The organism is Methylobacterium ajmalii, from assembly GCF_036448855.1.
Lineage (GTDB): Bacteria > Pseudomonadota > Alphaproteobacteria > Rhizobiales > Beijerinckiaceae > Methylobacterium > Methylobacterium ajmalii.
Map to the genome: position 1 here is coordinate 23,814 of NZ_JAZFXT010000009.1, position 13,255 is coordinate 37,068.

The following is a 13,255-nucleotide window of genomic DNA, read 5'->3' on the forward strand; positions in this document are numbered from 1 at the left end:
CGGTCAGGGCTGCTTGGAGGGCGCCGGCGCCTCGGCCGGGGCGGCGGGCAGGAGGATGCCCGGGACGACCTTGCCCTCGGGGCCGTATTCGCCGGCCACCGCCAGGCAGGCGGCGTCGCGGTTCTGCATCATCTGGTTCGACATCAGGGTGAAGATCGTCTGGACCTTGGCGCCGAAGGGCCCGCGCGGCGGGCGCACGTCGTCGATCGTCACCTGGTAGCGGGCGAGCAGCGCCTCGAACGCCTCGGTGCCGATGCGGTAGCCGCAGACGTTGGCCGCCGCGAAGATGTAGGCCGCCGTCTCCAGCGCCCGCGGCGGCGGCGCATTGCGGATACCCTGGGCGGCGGCCCCGCCGCAGGCGAGCGCGAGAAGGGCGCCGGTGAGGGCGGGCAGGCGGGAGAGGCGCATCGGCAAACGAATCCTCCGTCAGGGACGGCCCGGTCTGCGGCCGGGCTCGCTCGACACGAGGCGACATAGCGCGACCCCACCCGCGCGCCAGGGCGGGTATCTCCGTCGTCCCGGGGCACGCCTGTCGGCGTGATGCGGTGCACGCTGCCGCCCGGCGTCCTATAACGGGGACGGGACCCGCACCGCGCCGTTCGGTCGCCTGCCGAGGGGCATGCCGCTTGCCCCGGTGCGGATCGCGGGGCCCCACCGACTCCGCGACCCGAGCGCCCCCCGTGCCCCGTTCCGCCCGATGAAGCCCGCCCCGATCCGCCGCGGGACCCTGCGCGAGCCTGGCCCCGACCTCGCCCGGTTGCCGATGGCCCCCGACCTCACCGGGATCAATGTGATCGAGGGCCTGCGGGCGGCCCTGGCCTTTGGGTCGATCATCCTGCTGCACACCTGGCTCGCCTGGCCGCCGCTCCTCACCATGGCGCTCGCCGCCAACCTGACCTGCTTCTGCGACATCGGCGGGCCGATCCGGCCGCGGCTGCGGGCGCTCCTCGCCTTCGCGGGTCTCGGCGGCCTGTTCTGGGGCGCCTTCGGGGTGATGGAGGGCTACGGCCCGGCCCTGGTGCTGCCGGTCGCGCTCGCGGTCATCTTCTGCTGCACCTTCGCGCGGGTCTGGGGCGTGCCGGCCCAGACCGTCGGCAACGTGCTGGTGGTGGTGCTCTGCCTCGCCCTCGACCGCGCGCTGAGCCTGCACCAGGGCGTCGTCGTCGCCGCGATGTTCTGGGCCGGCGGGCTCTGGGCAGCCTTCCTCGCCCTCGTGGTGTGGCGGCTCCACCCCTACCGGCCGGCCCATGCGGCGATCGGGGACGTCTGGCGCGGCCTGTCGCGGCTCGCCCGCGACCTGCGCCGGCTCGCGGGCGAGCCGCAGGAGACCGGTCCTGCCATCTGGGAGGCCCATGCCCGCGGCCACCGGCGGGCGGTGCGCGATGCGATCGAGGCCGCCCGCACCCTGGTGCTCGACCTCGCCCGCAGCCGGGCCCGCCTGTCGGAGCGCAACGCCCGGGCGCTGATCCGGCTGGAGGCCGCCGAGCAGCTCTTCGGCACGATGATCGCCCTCTCGGACTACCTCGAGCGCGCGACCCCGGCGCAGCGGGCCGAGGCCGCCCGGCTCCTGCGCCTCCTGCCGCCGGCCCTGAAGGTGCTGTCGCGGGCGATCCGGCGCGACCGGCCGGTGGACCTCGCGCGGATCGAGCGGGCGCTCGCCCGGGCCCGGCCAGGCCCGGGTGCCGATCCGGCGCTGCGGCGGATGGCCGAGCGCATCCTCGACCGGGTGCGGATCGGCGCCAAGCTGTCGGGGCCGGAGGACCTGGCCGGCGGCGGCGGGCTCGCCGGGGCGCCGGCCCCGCCCTGGCGCGAGACCGTGCTGCAGCCGCTGCGCGCCAACCTCACCTGGTCCTCGGCCAACCTGCGCCACGCGGTGCGGGCGACCGTCGTGGCGCTGCCGGCGCTCGCCGTCACTGCTTGGTGGCCGGGCCCGTTCACCCACTGGCTCACCATCACGGTGGTGCTGACGATGCAGCCCTTCTACGCCGCCACCTGGCAGCGGGCGCTGGAGCGCGTCGGCGGCACGGTGCTGGGCGGGCTGATCGGGGCGGTGCTGGCGTTCTACGCCACCTCGCCGCCGGTCCTCGCCGCCATGATGGTGCCGCTCAGCGTCCTCGGCTTCGCCGCCCGCGGCGTCAGCTACGGCACCTTCATCGCCTGCCTGACGCCCCTCGTCGTGGTGCTGGTGGAGCTCGTCGAGCCCGGGCACTCGTCCTGGGAGATCGTCGGGATGCGGGCCCTGTTCACGGTGCTGGGCGGGGCGGTCGCGGTGCTGGCGGGCCTGCTGCTGTGGCCGCTCTGGGAGCCGGCCCGGGTGCGCGACGCGCTCCGCACCGCCCTCGAGACCCATGCCCGCTACGCCGACGCCGTGGTGGCGGAGCGCCTGGGTGACGCCCAGTCCGCCGCCGCCGAGGCCGCCGCCCGGGCGGCGGGGCTTGCCAGCAACAACCTGGAGGCCGCGCTCTCCCGCGCCCTGCAGGAGCCGCGCCGCCGCGGGCATGCCCGCATCGAGGCCGCGATGGTCGCCGACGCCACGCTCCGCCGCATGGCCGGGCGTTTGGCGATCCTGCGCCACGAACCGGAGCCCGCGGGCGCCGAGGCCGCGACGTGGCGGGCCTGGCGCGACTGGCTGTCCCGGGCGCTCGCCGCCACCGCTGCCGGCGAGCGGCTGCCGCCCAAGCCCGAGCAGGCGGAGTCGACGGCGTTCGGGCGCATCGCCGCGCAGATCGAGCTTCTGGCCGGAACGCTGAAGCGAGCCGGGATCGGCCCCCGGGAGGCCGGCAGCTCGACGTGAGGCTATCTCAAGGCCGGTCTCCGGGAAGTCGCCGGTCGGGTCCGACCCAAGCGCGGAAAGCCGGATCACCTCCGGTATCGGACATTCGCACGCCGCGCCGTCACCGCCATCGACCCTGCCGCGGTATGTCCGGGACCTTTCGCGGGTATTTGCGTCGGCGACCTCTCCGTGTAGAAATATCTACACACGGAGCGTGACGATGCCGAAGGTCGAAACGGAGGCCCGGGCGATCGTGGCGCGGCTCCTGGCCGAGGGCTGGGTCAGCGAGGGTGGGACGAAGCACGAGAAGTTCGCTGTCGCGGACCGGCCCGGCGTGAAGATCATGGTGCCCCGTCACCGGATTCTCACGCCCGGTGTCGCCCGCGTCATCGCCAAGGCCGCCGGCTGGATCTGAGAGGACGACATGCCGCGCTACATTGCCCTGATTGACGGCGAGCCCGGTGGCTACGGGGCCGCCTTTCCGGATTGCCCCGGCTGCACCGCCATGGGGGCGACGATCGACGAGGCCATCGCCGATGCCGGAGCGGCCTTGCGCGAATGGATCGGCGATCGTCTGGCGTCCGGCCTCGGAGCTCCGGAGCCGCGCAAGGCCGATGCCCTGATGGCCGACCCGGACGAGGCGGCGGCGATGCGCGATGCCATCCTGGTCGCCACGGTGCCGCTCGTCCTGGACGAGGGCCGCACGGTGCGGGTGAACCTCTCGCTGGATGCAGGCGCCCTGGCGATGATCGACCGCGCGGCGCAGGAGCGCGGCGTGACGCGCTCGGCCTTCCTGGTTTCGGCGGCTCGGGACAAGATCATGGCCGACGGGTAGGACCTCGTCGGCGACGATCCGTTACTCCCGCCGGAGCAGGAACACCCCCTGCGTGCCGACGAGGTTCCACACCCACCACGGCAGGGCGAAGCGCATCGGGTGGCCCGATGCGTCGAGCGCCGAGGCGCGTTCGATCCGGGCGCCGACGAGGCGGCACAGGCCCACGAAGTCCCGGATCGTGCAGTGGTGAATGTTCGGGGTCTCGTACCAGGGATCCGGCAGGGTGTCGGTCACGGGCATCCGGCCGCGCAGCATCAGCTCGCTGCGCACCCGCCAATGGCCGAAATTCGGGAACGACACGATCGCGTGGCGGCCGATGCGCAGGAGGTGCTCCAGCACCGCCTTGGGCTGGCGCGTCGCCTGGATCGTCTGCGACAGGATCACGTAGTCGAAGGCGTCGTCCGGATAGGCGGCGAGGTCGGTGTCGGCGTCGCCCTGGATCACCGGCAGGCCGTGGGCGAGGCACGCGTTGACGCCCTGACGCGAGAGCTCGATGCCGCGGCCGTCGACGCCGCGCCGGTCGCGCAGCAGCGCGAGCAGCGAGCCGTCGCCGCAGCCGACGTCGAGGACCCGGGAGCCGGGCTCGACGAGGTTCAGCATCACCAGGTGGTCGATGCGCGAGGAGCCGGTGGCGTCCTGGGGCAGGATCGCGGGGGCGAGGGGAGCGGAGGCGTTCACAGGCCGCGCTCCCGGGCGGCGGCCGCGATGAAGCCCTTGGCGGCCGAGGTCATCGCCGGCTCGTCGAGCAGGAAGGCGTCGTGACCCTTGTCGCTCTCGACCTCGACGAAGGCGACCGGCGCCGCCGCGGCGTTGAGCGCGTGGACGATCGCCCGCGAATCGGCGGTCGGAAACAGCCAGTCGGACGTGAAGGACATGATGCAGAACCGCGTCCTGGTGCCCCGGAAGGCGTTGGCGAGCACGCCGCCGTGGTCTGCGGCGAGGTCGAAATAGTCCATCGCCCGGGTCAGGTAGAGGTAGGCGTTGGCGTCGAAGCGCTCGACGAAGGTGATGCCCTGGTGGCGCAGGTAGCTCTCGATCTGGAAGTCGGCGTCGAACGAGAAGGTCGGGGCGTCCCGGTCCTGCAGCCGGCGGCCGAACTTGCGGTGGAGCGCCGGCTCGGACAGGTAGGTGATGTGGGCACCCATCCGGGCGACGCCGAGTCCCTTGGCGGGGCGCGTGCCGACGTCGAGGTAGCGCCCGCCATGCCAGTTCGGATCGGCGAGGATCGCCTGCCGTCCGACCTCGTGGAAGGCGATGTTCTGGGCCGAGTGGCGCGCACCCGTCGCGATCGGCATCGCGGCGAAGACCCGTTCGGGGTAGCTCGCCGCCCATTGCAGCACCTGCATCCCGCCCATCGAGCCGCCGATGCACAGGAACAGGTCCTTGATGCCGAGCCGGTCGAGCAGCATCGCCTGGCCGCGCACCATGTCGCGGATCGTCACCAGCGGGAAGTCGAGGCCGTAGGCCCGGCCGGTCGCCGGGTCGAGGGAGGCCGGTCCCGTCGTGCCCATGCACGACCCGACCACGTTGGCGCAGATCACGAAGTAGCGGTCGGTGTCGACCGGCTTGCCGGGACCGACCAAGCGCTCCCACCAGCCGGGCTTGCCGGTGACCGGGTGGGTGTTGGCGACGTGCTGGTCGCCGGTGAGGGCGTGGCAGACCAGCACCGCGTTGCTGCGCTCGGCGTTGAGCGTGCCGGCGGTCTGGTAGGCGATCTGCCAGGGCGCCAGCTCCACACCGGCATCCATCATCAGCGGCGCGTCGGGCCCGAACTGGGCGACGGGGCTCGTCGGCTCGACCGCCTGGGAGGCGGCCTCGGTCCCGGGCTTCAGGAGAGGTGTGGCCATGCTTCTCACGGGGCTGGCGCCGGATGGCGGGCGTTAACGAAAAATCCGGAAGTCGTTCGTTCTCCAAACCGGACCGGCCGTTAAAGCGTCCGAAATTTCCGCTTCAACGGACGAAAGAGGTAGGGCTTCGCTGTCGCGCCGTCAATCGACGGAAGAACGATCTCCGGAGGCCCGTACGATGCCGGCCCTGGTCCGCGGGCGGCGGCGGTCGTAAGACGGATCTTCCTGCCGCCTCATCCCGCTAAGCCATGACGTCGCCCCCGCCCACCGACCTCGCCGCCCTCCGGGCCGACATCGACCGCATCGATTCGGCGATGCACGACCTCCTGATGGAGCGCGGCCGGATCATCGACCGGCTGATCGCCGTCAAGAAGACCTCCGCCTCCGGCTCGGCCTTCCGGCCCGGCCGCGAGGCCTCGATGATGCGCATGATCGCCGAGCGCCACCAGGGGCTCCTGCCGCTCGATACCGTGGAGGGGATCTGGCGCGTCATCATCGCGACCTTCACCTACGTGCAGGCGCCGTTCGCGGTTCATGCCGACGTCTCGGGCGGCGACGCGCCGATGCGCGATTCGGCCCGGTTCCATTTCGGCTTCACGGTGCCGTACCGGCCCCATCCGAGTGCGGCGGCGGTCATCGCGGCGGTCGCCGCCTCGCGAGGCGATCTCGGGGTCTTTCGCCTCGACCAGGGCGTGACCGCCGGGGCCTGGTGGCGCCAGCTCGCGGGACCGGGGCGCCCGAAGGTGATCGCCCGGCTGCCCTTCATCGAGCGGCCCGGCCACCCGGCCGGCACTCCGGTCTTCTGCGTCGCCAAGCCCCTCGACGACCCGAGTGCGGCCCAGCGCGACTGGGTGCTCTACGCCGCCCGGTTCGAGCGCTGGCGCGACGAGGCGATGGAGGCCGTCGAGGCGCTCGGGGGCGAGGTGGTGGCGAGCGCCGGCGTCAGCGGGGGCCTGAGCCAGCTCCTGGCGCTGCCCGGGCACGTGAGCCCGGAGGAGGCGCAGGCGGCGCTCGCGAAGGCCGGGGCGACGCCTGGCGCCTTCGAGGAGATCGGCAGCCACGCGGCGCGGTTCCGGGTGGGGGCCGCCTGAGGATGTGGCACTTCCCTTCCCCCCTGTGGGGAGGGACAGGGGTGGGGGTGGTGCCGAATAGAGCTCGGTGGTGCCTCCTGCACCACCCCCACGCGGGATCTTCGATCCCCACGACCCCTCCCCCCACAGGGGGGAGAGGAGAGGTTCTAGGCCGACACCCCGAGCCGCCGGTTGAGGCCGAGCGCGCCGAGCGTGCAGACCGCACCCGAGAGCAGGTAGACGCCGACCCACGGCAGCCCGAGGTGGCTCGAGGCGTAGAGCGCGACGAGCGGCGCGAAGCCGGCACCGACGAGCCAGGCGAGGTCCGAGGTCAGGGCCGAGCCGGTGTAGCGGTACTTGGTGCCGAAGTTCTCCGCGATGGCGCCCGAGCTCTGGCCGTAGGCGAGGCCGAGCAGCGCGAAGCCGACGACGACGAAGATCGTCTGCCCGGGCATGCTGTCGCCGAAGAGCAGCGGGGCGATGATGCTGCCCAGCGCGAACAGGCCGATCAGGGCGGCGGCGAGCGCGATGGTCGAGCGCCGGCCGATCTGGTCGGCGATCAGGCCCGACATGATGATGGTCATCGTGCAGATGACGGCGCCGGCAAACTGCACCATCAGGAACTCGCCGACCGAGCGGCCGGTGAACAGGTTGATCCAGCTGACCGGAAATACCGTGACGAGGTGGAACAGGGCGTAGCAGGCCAGCGGCACGAAGGCGCCGACCAGGATGTTGCGGCCGCTCGCCCGCACCGTCTCGACGACCGGCTCGGGCTCGAGCTCGTCGGCCTCGAGCAGGCGGCGGAACTCTTCCGTCGCGACGAGGCGAAGGCGCGCGAACAAGGCCACGACGTTGATCGTGAAGGCGACGAAGAACGGGTAGCGCCAGCCGAAGCCCATGAAGTCGGCGTCCGACAGCTGGAGCTGGAAGAACGCGAACAGCCCGCTCGCCAGCATGAAGCCGACGGGCGCGCCGAGCTGCGGCAGCATCGCGTACCAGCCGCGGCGGGTCTTGGGGGCGTTGAGCGCCAGCAGCGAGGCGAGCCCGTCCCAGGCGCCGCCGAGCGCCAGTCCCTGGCCGATGCGGCACAGCCCGAGCAGCACCGCCGACCAGTGGCCGATGGTCTCGTAGCCCGGCAGGAAGGCGATGAGGCAGGTCGAGAGGCCGAGCAGGAACAGCGCGATGGTGAGCTTGGTGGCCCGGCCGTAGCGCCGGTCGATCGCCATGAACAGCACCGAGCCGATCGGGCGGGCCACGAAGGCGAGGGCGAACAGCCCGAAGGAATAGAGCGTGCCGGTCACCGCGTCGGCCCACGGGAACACGAGGCGCGGGAACACCAGCACGCAGGCGAGGCCGAACACGAAGAAGTCGAAGAACTCGGAGGTGCGGCCGATGATGACCCCGAGGGCGATCTCGCCGGGGGCGACGTGGCCGGGCTCCGACGAGGCCAGGCGGGCGTCCCGTTCCGGCTTGGAGGAGGAGGCGGCGGCAGCGTCCGCCGAGATCGTGGCCATATCGGAATCCTGCTCCGTCACTCTACGAAGGTCTCTTCCTTAGAGGAGAACCGGCCGTTTGGGGGCCTGGACAAAACGTCCAATCCCGCGGGGGCCGCGGTCGGCGTACAGGACAGGAGCCGAAAGCTGATCGTCCGGGCTGCCCGTGAAACACTTGCGCCTCCTCCTCGTACTTCCGTTCATCCTCCTCACCGGAGGATGCAATATGGTGCTGCTCTCGCCGTCCGGCGACGTGGCGCTGCAACAGCGTAACCTGCTGATCGCCTCCACGGTGCTGATGCTCCTCATCATCGTTCCGGTGATGGCGCTCACGGTCGCCTTCGCCTGGCACTACCGCGAGGGCAACAAGAAGGCGGTCTACGATCCCGATTTCCATCACTCGACCGGGCTCGAGGTGGTGATCTGGTCGGCGCCGCTCCTGATCATCATCGCGCTCGGCGCGCTGACCTGGCTCGGCACCCACCTGCTCGACCCCTACCGGCCGGTCAGCCGCATCAGCGCGTCGAAGCCGATCGTGTCGAGCGTCGGCGATCCGATGGTCTCGGGCAAGCCCCTGGTGGTCCAGGTCGTCGCCCTCGACTGGAAGTGGCTGTTCCTCTACCCCGAGCAGGGCATCGCCTCGCTCAACGAGGTCGCCGCGCCCGTCGACCGGCCGATCGAGTTCCGCATCACCTCCTCGTCGGTGATGAACTCGCTGTTCATCCCGGCGCTCGCCGGCCAGATCTACGCCATGCCGGGCATGCAGACGCGGCTCAACGCCGTGATCAACAAGACCGGCGACTACGAGGGCTTCTCGGCCAACTACAGCGGCGCCGGGTTCTCGCACATGCGCTTCACCTTCAAGGGCCTCGACGAGGGTGCGTTCAGCGCCTGGGTCGCCAAGGTCAAGCAGGACGGCGGCGGCCTGAACCGGGCCGACTACCTGAAGCTCGAGCGCCCGAGCGAGAAGGAGCCGGTGCGCTACTACAAGACCGTCGACGCCGATCTCTACGACGCGATCCTCAACATGTGCGTCGACCGCGCCAAGATGTGCATGCACGACATGGCGGCGATCGACGCCCGCGGCGGCGGCGGCCGCGAGGGCCTGCACAGCGTGATGAGCCTGACCTACGACAAGGCGGTGCGCCGTGGCACCGGGGCGACCCAGCAGGCGACCTTCGTCACCGCGCTCTGCACCCCGGCCGACGCCTACGGCCTCGGCAACGCCAAGACGGCCGCCGCCAACGCGACGCCGCGCCTGAACTGAGCCGCTTCCGCCGGACCGGTCACCGGTCCGGCGGCGACACTGACGCGGGAACGACGCGCCTCCCGGAACCGCCCCGCGCGGGTCCGCCGGCCCGGACCCCCGACGACGCTACCTGCACTCCAGGCTGAACCATGAACTCCGAGCACAATCCGATCGAAGCCTACCCGCACTGGTGGCGGCTGCTGTTCGGCCGCTTCACCCTCGAATCCCTGCCGCTCCACGAGCCGATCGTGGTGGTGACCTTCCTGGCGGTGGCGGTCGGCGGCCTCGCCGTCGTCGGCCTCCTGACCCGCTACCGGCTCTGGGGCCCGCTGTGGCGCGACTGGCTGACCAGCGTCGACCACAAGAAGATCGGGATCATGTACATGGTCCTCGGGCTCGTCATGCTGCTGCGCGGCTTTGCCGACGCGGTGCTGATGCGCTCGCAGCAGGCGATCGCGCATGGCGGCGCCGAGGGCTTCCTGCCGCCGCACCACTACGACCAGATCTTCACCGCCCACGGCGTGATCATGATCTTCTTCGTGGCGATGCCGCTGGTCACCGGGCTGATGAACTTCGTGGTGCCGCTGCAGATCGGCGCCCGCGACGTCGCCTTCCCGTTCCTCAACAACTTCAGCTTCTGGATGACCGCCGGCGGCGTCGTGCTCACGATGATGTCGCTGTTCGTCGGCGAGTTCGCGGCCACCGGCTGGCTCGCCTATCCGCCGCTGTCGAACATCGCCTACTCGCCGAGTACCGGCGTCGACTACTACATCTGGGCGCTGCAGATCGCGGGTGTCGGCACGACGTTGTCGGGCGTCAACCTGATCGCCACCATCGTCAAGATGCGGGCGCCGGGCATGTCGATGATGAAGATGCCGGTCTTCACCTGGACCTCGCTCTGCACCAACATCCTGATCGTCGCCTCCTTCCCGGTGCTCGGCGCGGTGCTGGCGCTGCTCACCCTCGACCGCTACGTCGGCACCAACTTCTTCACGAACGATCTCGGCGGCAACCCGATGATGTACGTGAACCTGATCTGGATCTGGGGTCACCCCGAGGTCTACATCCTGGTGCTGCCGGCCTTCGGCATCTTCTCCGAGGTGACCTCGACCTTCTCGGGCAAGCGCCTGTTCGGCTACGCCTCGATGGTCTACGCCACGGTCGTCATCACCATCCTGTCCTACCTGGTCTGGCTGCACCACTTCTTCACCATGGGGTCGGGGGCGAGCGTCAACTCGTTCTTCGGCATCACCACGATGATCATCTCGATCCCGACCGGCGCGAAGATCTTCAACTGGCTGTTCACGATGTATCGCGGCCGGATCCGCTTCGATCTACCGATGATGTGGACGGTCGCCTTCATGCTGACCTTCGTCGTCGGCGGCATGACCGGCGTACTGCTCGCCGTACCCCCGGCCGACTTCGTGCTGCACAACTCGCTGTTCCTGGTCGCGCACTTCCACAACGTGATCATCGGCGGCGTGCTGTTCGGCCTCTTCGCCGGCATCTACTACTGGTGGCCGAAGGCCTTCGGCTTCCGCCTCGACCCGTTCTGGGGCAAGGTCTCGTTCTGGTGCTGGGTCGTCGGCTTCTGGGTCGCCTTCACGCCGCTCTACATCCTCGGCCTGATGGGCGTGACCCGGCGCATGAGCTCGTTCTCGGGCACGGAGTACCAGCCGCTCTTCGTCATCGCGGCCTTCGGAGCGGCGCTCGTCGCCTGCGGCATCGGCGCGATGCTGGTCCAGTTCGCCGTCAGCATCCTGCGGCGCGAGCAGCTGCGCGACGTCACCGGCGACCCGTGGGGCGGCCGCACCCTGGAATGGGCGACCTCCTCGCCGCCGCCGGCCTACAACTTCGCCTTCACGCCGATGGTGCATGACGGCGACGCCTGGTGGGACATGAAGAGCCGCGGCTACAAGCGTCCGCTGGAGGGCTACAAGGCCATCCACATGCCCAAGAACACCGGCGCGGGCCTCATCATCTCGGCCATCGCCACCGTATTCGGCGTCGCCATGGTGTGGCACGTCTGGTGGCTCGCGGCGCTCACCTTCGTCGGCGTGATCGCGGCCGCCATCACCCACACCTTCAACTACGACCGCGACTACTACATTCCCGCCGACGAGGTGACGCGGAGCGAGGACGAGCGCACCCGCGCGCTCGCCACCGCCCCGGCCGCCACCCCCGTCGGAGCCTGAGGACCCCGCCATGGCACACTCACACACGGCCGCAGCGGACGACGGCGAGCTGCACTTCTACGTCGCCGACGAGCACGGTCACGCCGAGGGCGGGACCATGCTCGGGTTCTGGCTCTACCTGATGAGCGACTGCCTGATCTTCGCGATCCTGTTCGCGACGTACGGCGTGCTCGGACGGAACTACGCGGCGGGGCCGTCCGGCGCGGACCTGTTCGACCTCAAGCTCGTGGCGGTGAACACCTCCATGCTCTTGTTCTCCTCCATCACCTACGGCTTCGCCATGCTGGAGATGGAGAAGGGCGACCAGCGCATGACCCAGCGCTGGCTCGCGGTCACGGGCGCCTTCGGCCTCTGCTTCATCGGCCTCGAGCTCTACGAGTTCGCCCACCTGATCCACGAGGGCGCCACGCCCCAGCGCAGTGCCTTCCTGTCCTCGTTCTTCACCCTGGTCGGAACGCACGGCGTCCACGTCACCTTCGGGTTGATCTGGCTCGTGACGCTGATGGTGCAGGTGCACCAGCGCGGCCTGATCCCGGCCAACCGCCGCCGCCTGATGTGCCTGAGCATGTTCTGGCACTTCCTCGACGTGATCTGGATCGGCGTCTTCACCTTCGTCTACCTGATGGGGTCCCTGAAATGAGCGCCCGCGCTCCCGTCTCCGACAACGTGCACGTCGAGGTCGTCCACGACCATCACGAGGCCGGCCACGGCAGCCGGCGGGAATACATCACCGGCTTCGTCCTGTCGGTGATCCTGACGGCGATCCCGTTCTGGCTGGTGATGGCGGAGGTCTTTTCGGACTCCCGCGTCACCTCGCTCGTCATCATGGCCTTCGCGGTGGCGCAGATCGTAGTCCACATGGTCTACTTCCTGCACATGAACGCGCGGTCGGAAGGCGGCTGGACCATGATGGCGCTGATCTTCACGGTCGTGCTCGTGGTGATCGCGCTCTCGGGCTCGCTCTGGGTGATGTACCACCTCAACACCAACATGATGCCGATGTCGCCGGGCGACATGCGCAACATGCCGTGACGGTGGCCGACGGCGACCTCGCGAACCCTGCCGGGGCGGCCGCGCCGCCCCGGTCCAAGCGCCTCCTGCTTGTCGCGCTCTGCCTCCTGGCGACGGCCCTGTTCGTCGCCCTCGGCATCTGGCAGGTCGAGCGCCGGGCCTGGAAGCTCGACCTCATCGCCCGCGTCGAGGCACGGCTCGCCGCCCCCCCGGTTCCGGCGCCGGGCCGCGCCGACTGGCCACGAATCACCCGCGACGCCGACGAGTATCGGCGGGTGACGGCGACCGGCCGCTTCCTGTCCGACCGCGCCGTGCGCACCACGGCCCTGACCGAGAAGGGCGCCGGCTCCTGGCTGCTCGTGCCGCTCGTCACGCCCGCCGGCGACACGATCCTGGTCAATCGCGGTTTCGTGCCGCCCGACTGGCGTGCGGTGCCGCCCGACCGGAGCGCGCCGGCCGGGGACGGGGAGGGGACCGTGACGGTCGCCGGGCTCCTGCGACTTCCCGAGCCCGGCGGCGGCTTCCTGCGCAGCAACGACCCCGCCCACGACCGCTGGTACTCGCGCGACGTCGCCGCGATCGCCGCCGCCAAGGGTCTCGGGGACGTGGCGCCCTACTTCATCGACGCCGACGCATCCGGCAACCGGCCGGGCGAGCCGGTCGGCGGCCTGACCGTGGTGACGTTTCGCAATCACCACCTGATCTACGCGCTGACGTGGTTTGGCCTCGCCCTGATGGCGGGATATGCGGTCTTTCGGCTGCTGCGCGAGCGGTGAGGCGGG

Annotated in this window: 13 protein-coding genes; 9 read left to right on the forward strand and 4 right to left on the reverse strand. The window is 70.6% G+C overall.

The window, feature by feature from the left end; translation table 11 throughout:
* Nucleotides 1–3: 3 nt before the first annotated feature.
* The gene (locus V3T34_RS03590) at nucleotides 4–408 is read right to left on the reverse strand and encodes a hypothetical protein (protein ID WP_305078006.1); all 405 of its coding nucleotides are present in this window, start codon (nucleotides 406–408) and stop codon (nucleotides 4–6) included.
* 289 nt (nucleotides 409–697) lie between these two features.
* Here V3T34_RS03590 and V3T34_RS03595 point away from each other — a divergent pair, with 289 nt between their 5' ends.
* From V3T34_RS03595 to V3T34_RS03605, 3 genes are all read left to right on the forward strand, one after another.
* Nucleotides 698–2,794 (forward strand): FUSC family protein, encoded by a 2,097-nt coding sequence (locus V3T34_RS03595; RefSeq protein WP_305078007.1) that lies wholly within the window; start codon nucleotides 698–700, stop codon nucleotides 2,792–2,794.
* Nucleotides 2,795–2,993: 199 nt separating this feature from the next.
* Entirely contained in the window at nucleotides 2,994–3,188 is a 195-nt protein-coding gene (locus V3T34_RS03600; RefSeq protein ID WP_305078008.1) for a hypothetical protein, read from the forward strand.
* 9 nt (nucleotides 3,189–3,197) lie between these two features.
* Nucleotides 3,198–3,608, forward strand: coding sequence for a type II toxin-antitoxin system HicB family antitoxin (locus tag V3T34_RS03605; RefSeq protein ID WP_305078009.1), 411 nt, complete (start codon nucleotides 3,198–3,200; stop codon nucleotides 3,606–3,608).
* A gap of 21 nt (nucleotides 3,609–3,629) precedes the next feature.
* Here the strand turns inward: V3T34_RS03605 and metW are convergent, their stop codons facing one another.
* Both metW and metX read right to left on the reverse strand, forming a co-directional pair.
* Nucleotides 3,630–4,286, reverse strand: coding sequence for a methionine biosynthesis protein MetW (metW, locus tag V3T34_RS03610; RefSeq protein ID WP_060846492.1), 657 nt, complete (start codon nucleotides 4,284–4,286; stop codon nucleotides 3,630–3,632).
* The gene (metX, locus tag V3T34_RS03615; RefSeq protein ID WP_060846491.1) at nucleotides 4,283–5,455 is read right to left on the reverse strand and encodes a homoserine O-acetyltransferase MetX; all 1,173 of its coding nucleotides are present in this window, start codon (nucleotides 5,453–5,455) and stop codon (nucleotides 4,283–4,285) included. The genes metW and metX overlap by 4 nt, the downstream gene beginning before the upstream one ends.
* 248 nt (nucleotides 5,456–5,703) lie before the next feature.
* Here metX and V3T34_RS03620 point away from each other — a divergent pair, with 248 nt between their 5' ends.
* Nucleotides 5,704–6,546 carry a chorismate mutase gene (locus V3T34_RS03620; RefSeq protein ID WP_305078010.1) on the forward strand — a complete coding sequence of 281 codons (843 nt, stop codon included), beginning with the start codon at nucleotides 5,704–5,706 and terminating at the stop codon, nucleotides 6,544–6,546.
* 146 nt (nucleotides 6,547–6,692) lie between these two features.
* Here V3T34_RS03620 and V3T34_RS03625 read toward each other — a convergent pair whose 3' ends face one another.
* Nucleotides 6,693–8,039, reverse strand: a complete 1,347-nt coding sequence (locus tag V3T34_RS03625; protein ID WP_305078011.1) for an MFS transporter — start codon at nucleotides 8,037–8,039, stop codon at nucleotides 6,693–6,695.
* 145 nt (nucleotides 8,040–8,184) lie between these two features.
* Here V3T34_RS03625 and cyoA point away from each other — a divergent pair, with 145 nt between their 5' ends.
* From cyoA to V3T34_RS03650, 5 genes are all read left to right on the forward strand, one after another.
* The gene (gene cyoA / locus V3T34_RS03630; RefSeq protein ID WP_091890468.1) at nucleotides 8,185–9,285 is read left to right on the forward strand and encodes a ubiquinol oxidase subunit II; all 1,101 of its coding nucleotides are present in this window, start codon (nucleotides 8,185–8,187) and stop codon (nucleotides 9,283–9,285) included.
* Between the two features lie 131 nt (nucleotides 9,286–9,416).
* Nucleotides 9,417–11,462 (forward strand): cytochrome o ubiquinol oxidase subunit I, encoded by a 2,046-nt coding sequence (cyoB, locus tag V3T34_RS03635; protein WP_060846487.1) that lies wholly within the window; start codon nucleotides 9,417–9,419, stop codon nucleotides 11,460–11,462.
* 10 nt (nucleotides 11,463–11,472) lie between these two features.
* Entirely contained in the window at nucleotides 11,473–12,102 is a 630-nt protein-coding gene (gene cyoC, locus V3T34_RS03640) for a cytochrome o ubiquinol oxidase subunit III (protein ID WP_060846486.1), read from the forward strand.
* Nucleotides 12,099–12,494 (forward strand): cytochrome o ubiquinol oxidase subunit IV, encoded by a 396-nt coding sequence (gene cyoD, locus V3T34_RS03645; protein WP_060846485.1) that lies wholly within the window; start codon nucleotides 12,099–12,101, stop codon nucleotides 12,492–12,494. The genes cyoC and cyoD overlap by 4 nt, the downstream gene beginning before the upstream one ends.
* A complete protein-coding gene (locus tag V3T34_RS03650) occupies nucleotides 12,491–13,249 on the forward strand; it encodes an SURF1 family protein (RefSeq protein WP_407942664.1) in 759 nt (252 codons plus the stop codon). Before cyoD ends, V3T34_RS03650 begins: the two co-directional genes overlap by 4 nt.
* The last annotated feature ends 6 nt before the right edge of the window (nucleotides 13,250–13,255 follow it).

What these genes read in the sequence shown, in the direction of transcription:
- V3T34_RS03600 (WP_305078008.1), top strand. Translation starts at nt 2,994, where the DNA reads ATGCCGAAGGTCGAAACGGAGGCCCGGGCGATCGTGGCGCGGCTCCTG.
- V3T34_RS03605 (WP_305078009.1), top strand. Translation starts at nt 3,198, where the DNA reads ATGCCGCGCTACATTGCCCTGATTGACGGCGAGCCCGGTGGCTACGGG.
- V3T34_RS03590 (WP_305078006.1), bottom strand. Translation starts at nt 408, where the DNA reads ATGCGCCTCTCCCGCCTGCCCGCCCTCACCGGCGCCCTTCTCGCGCTC.
- V3T34_RS03595 (WP_305078007.1), top strand. Translation starts at nt 698, where the DNA reads ATGAAGCCCGCCCCGATCCGCCGCGGGACCCTGCGCGAGCCTGGCCCC.
- metX (WP_060846491.1), bottom strand. Translation starts at nt 5,455, where the DNA reads ATGGCCACACCTCTCCTGAAGCCCGGGACCGAGGCCGCCTCCCAGGCG.
- V3T34_RS03625 (WP_305078011.1), bottom strand. Translation starts at nt 8,039, where the DNA reads ATGGCCACGATCTCGGCGGACGCTGCCGCCGCCTCCTCCTCCAAGCCG.
- cyoB (WP_060846487.1), top strand. Translation starts at nt 9,417, where the DNA reads ATGAACTCCGAGCACAATCCGATCGAAGCCTACCCGCACTGGTGGCGG.
- V3T34_RS03620 (WP_305078010.1), top strand. Translation starts at nt 5,704, where the DNA reads ATGACGTCGCCCCCGCCCACCGACCTCGCCGCCCTCCGGGCCGACATC.
- cyoC (WP_060846486.1), top strand. Translation starts at nt 11,473, where the DNA reads ATGGCACACTCACACACGGCCGCAGCGGACGACGGCGAGCTGCACTTC.
- cyoD (WP_060846485.1), top strand. Translation starts at nt 12,099, where the DNA reads ATGAGCGCCCGCGCTCCCGTCTCCGACAACGTGCACGTCGAGGTCGTC.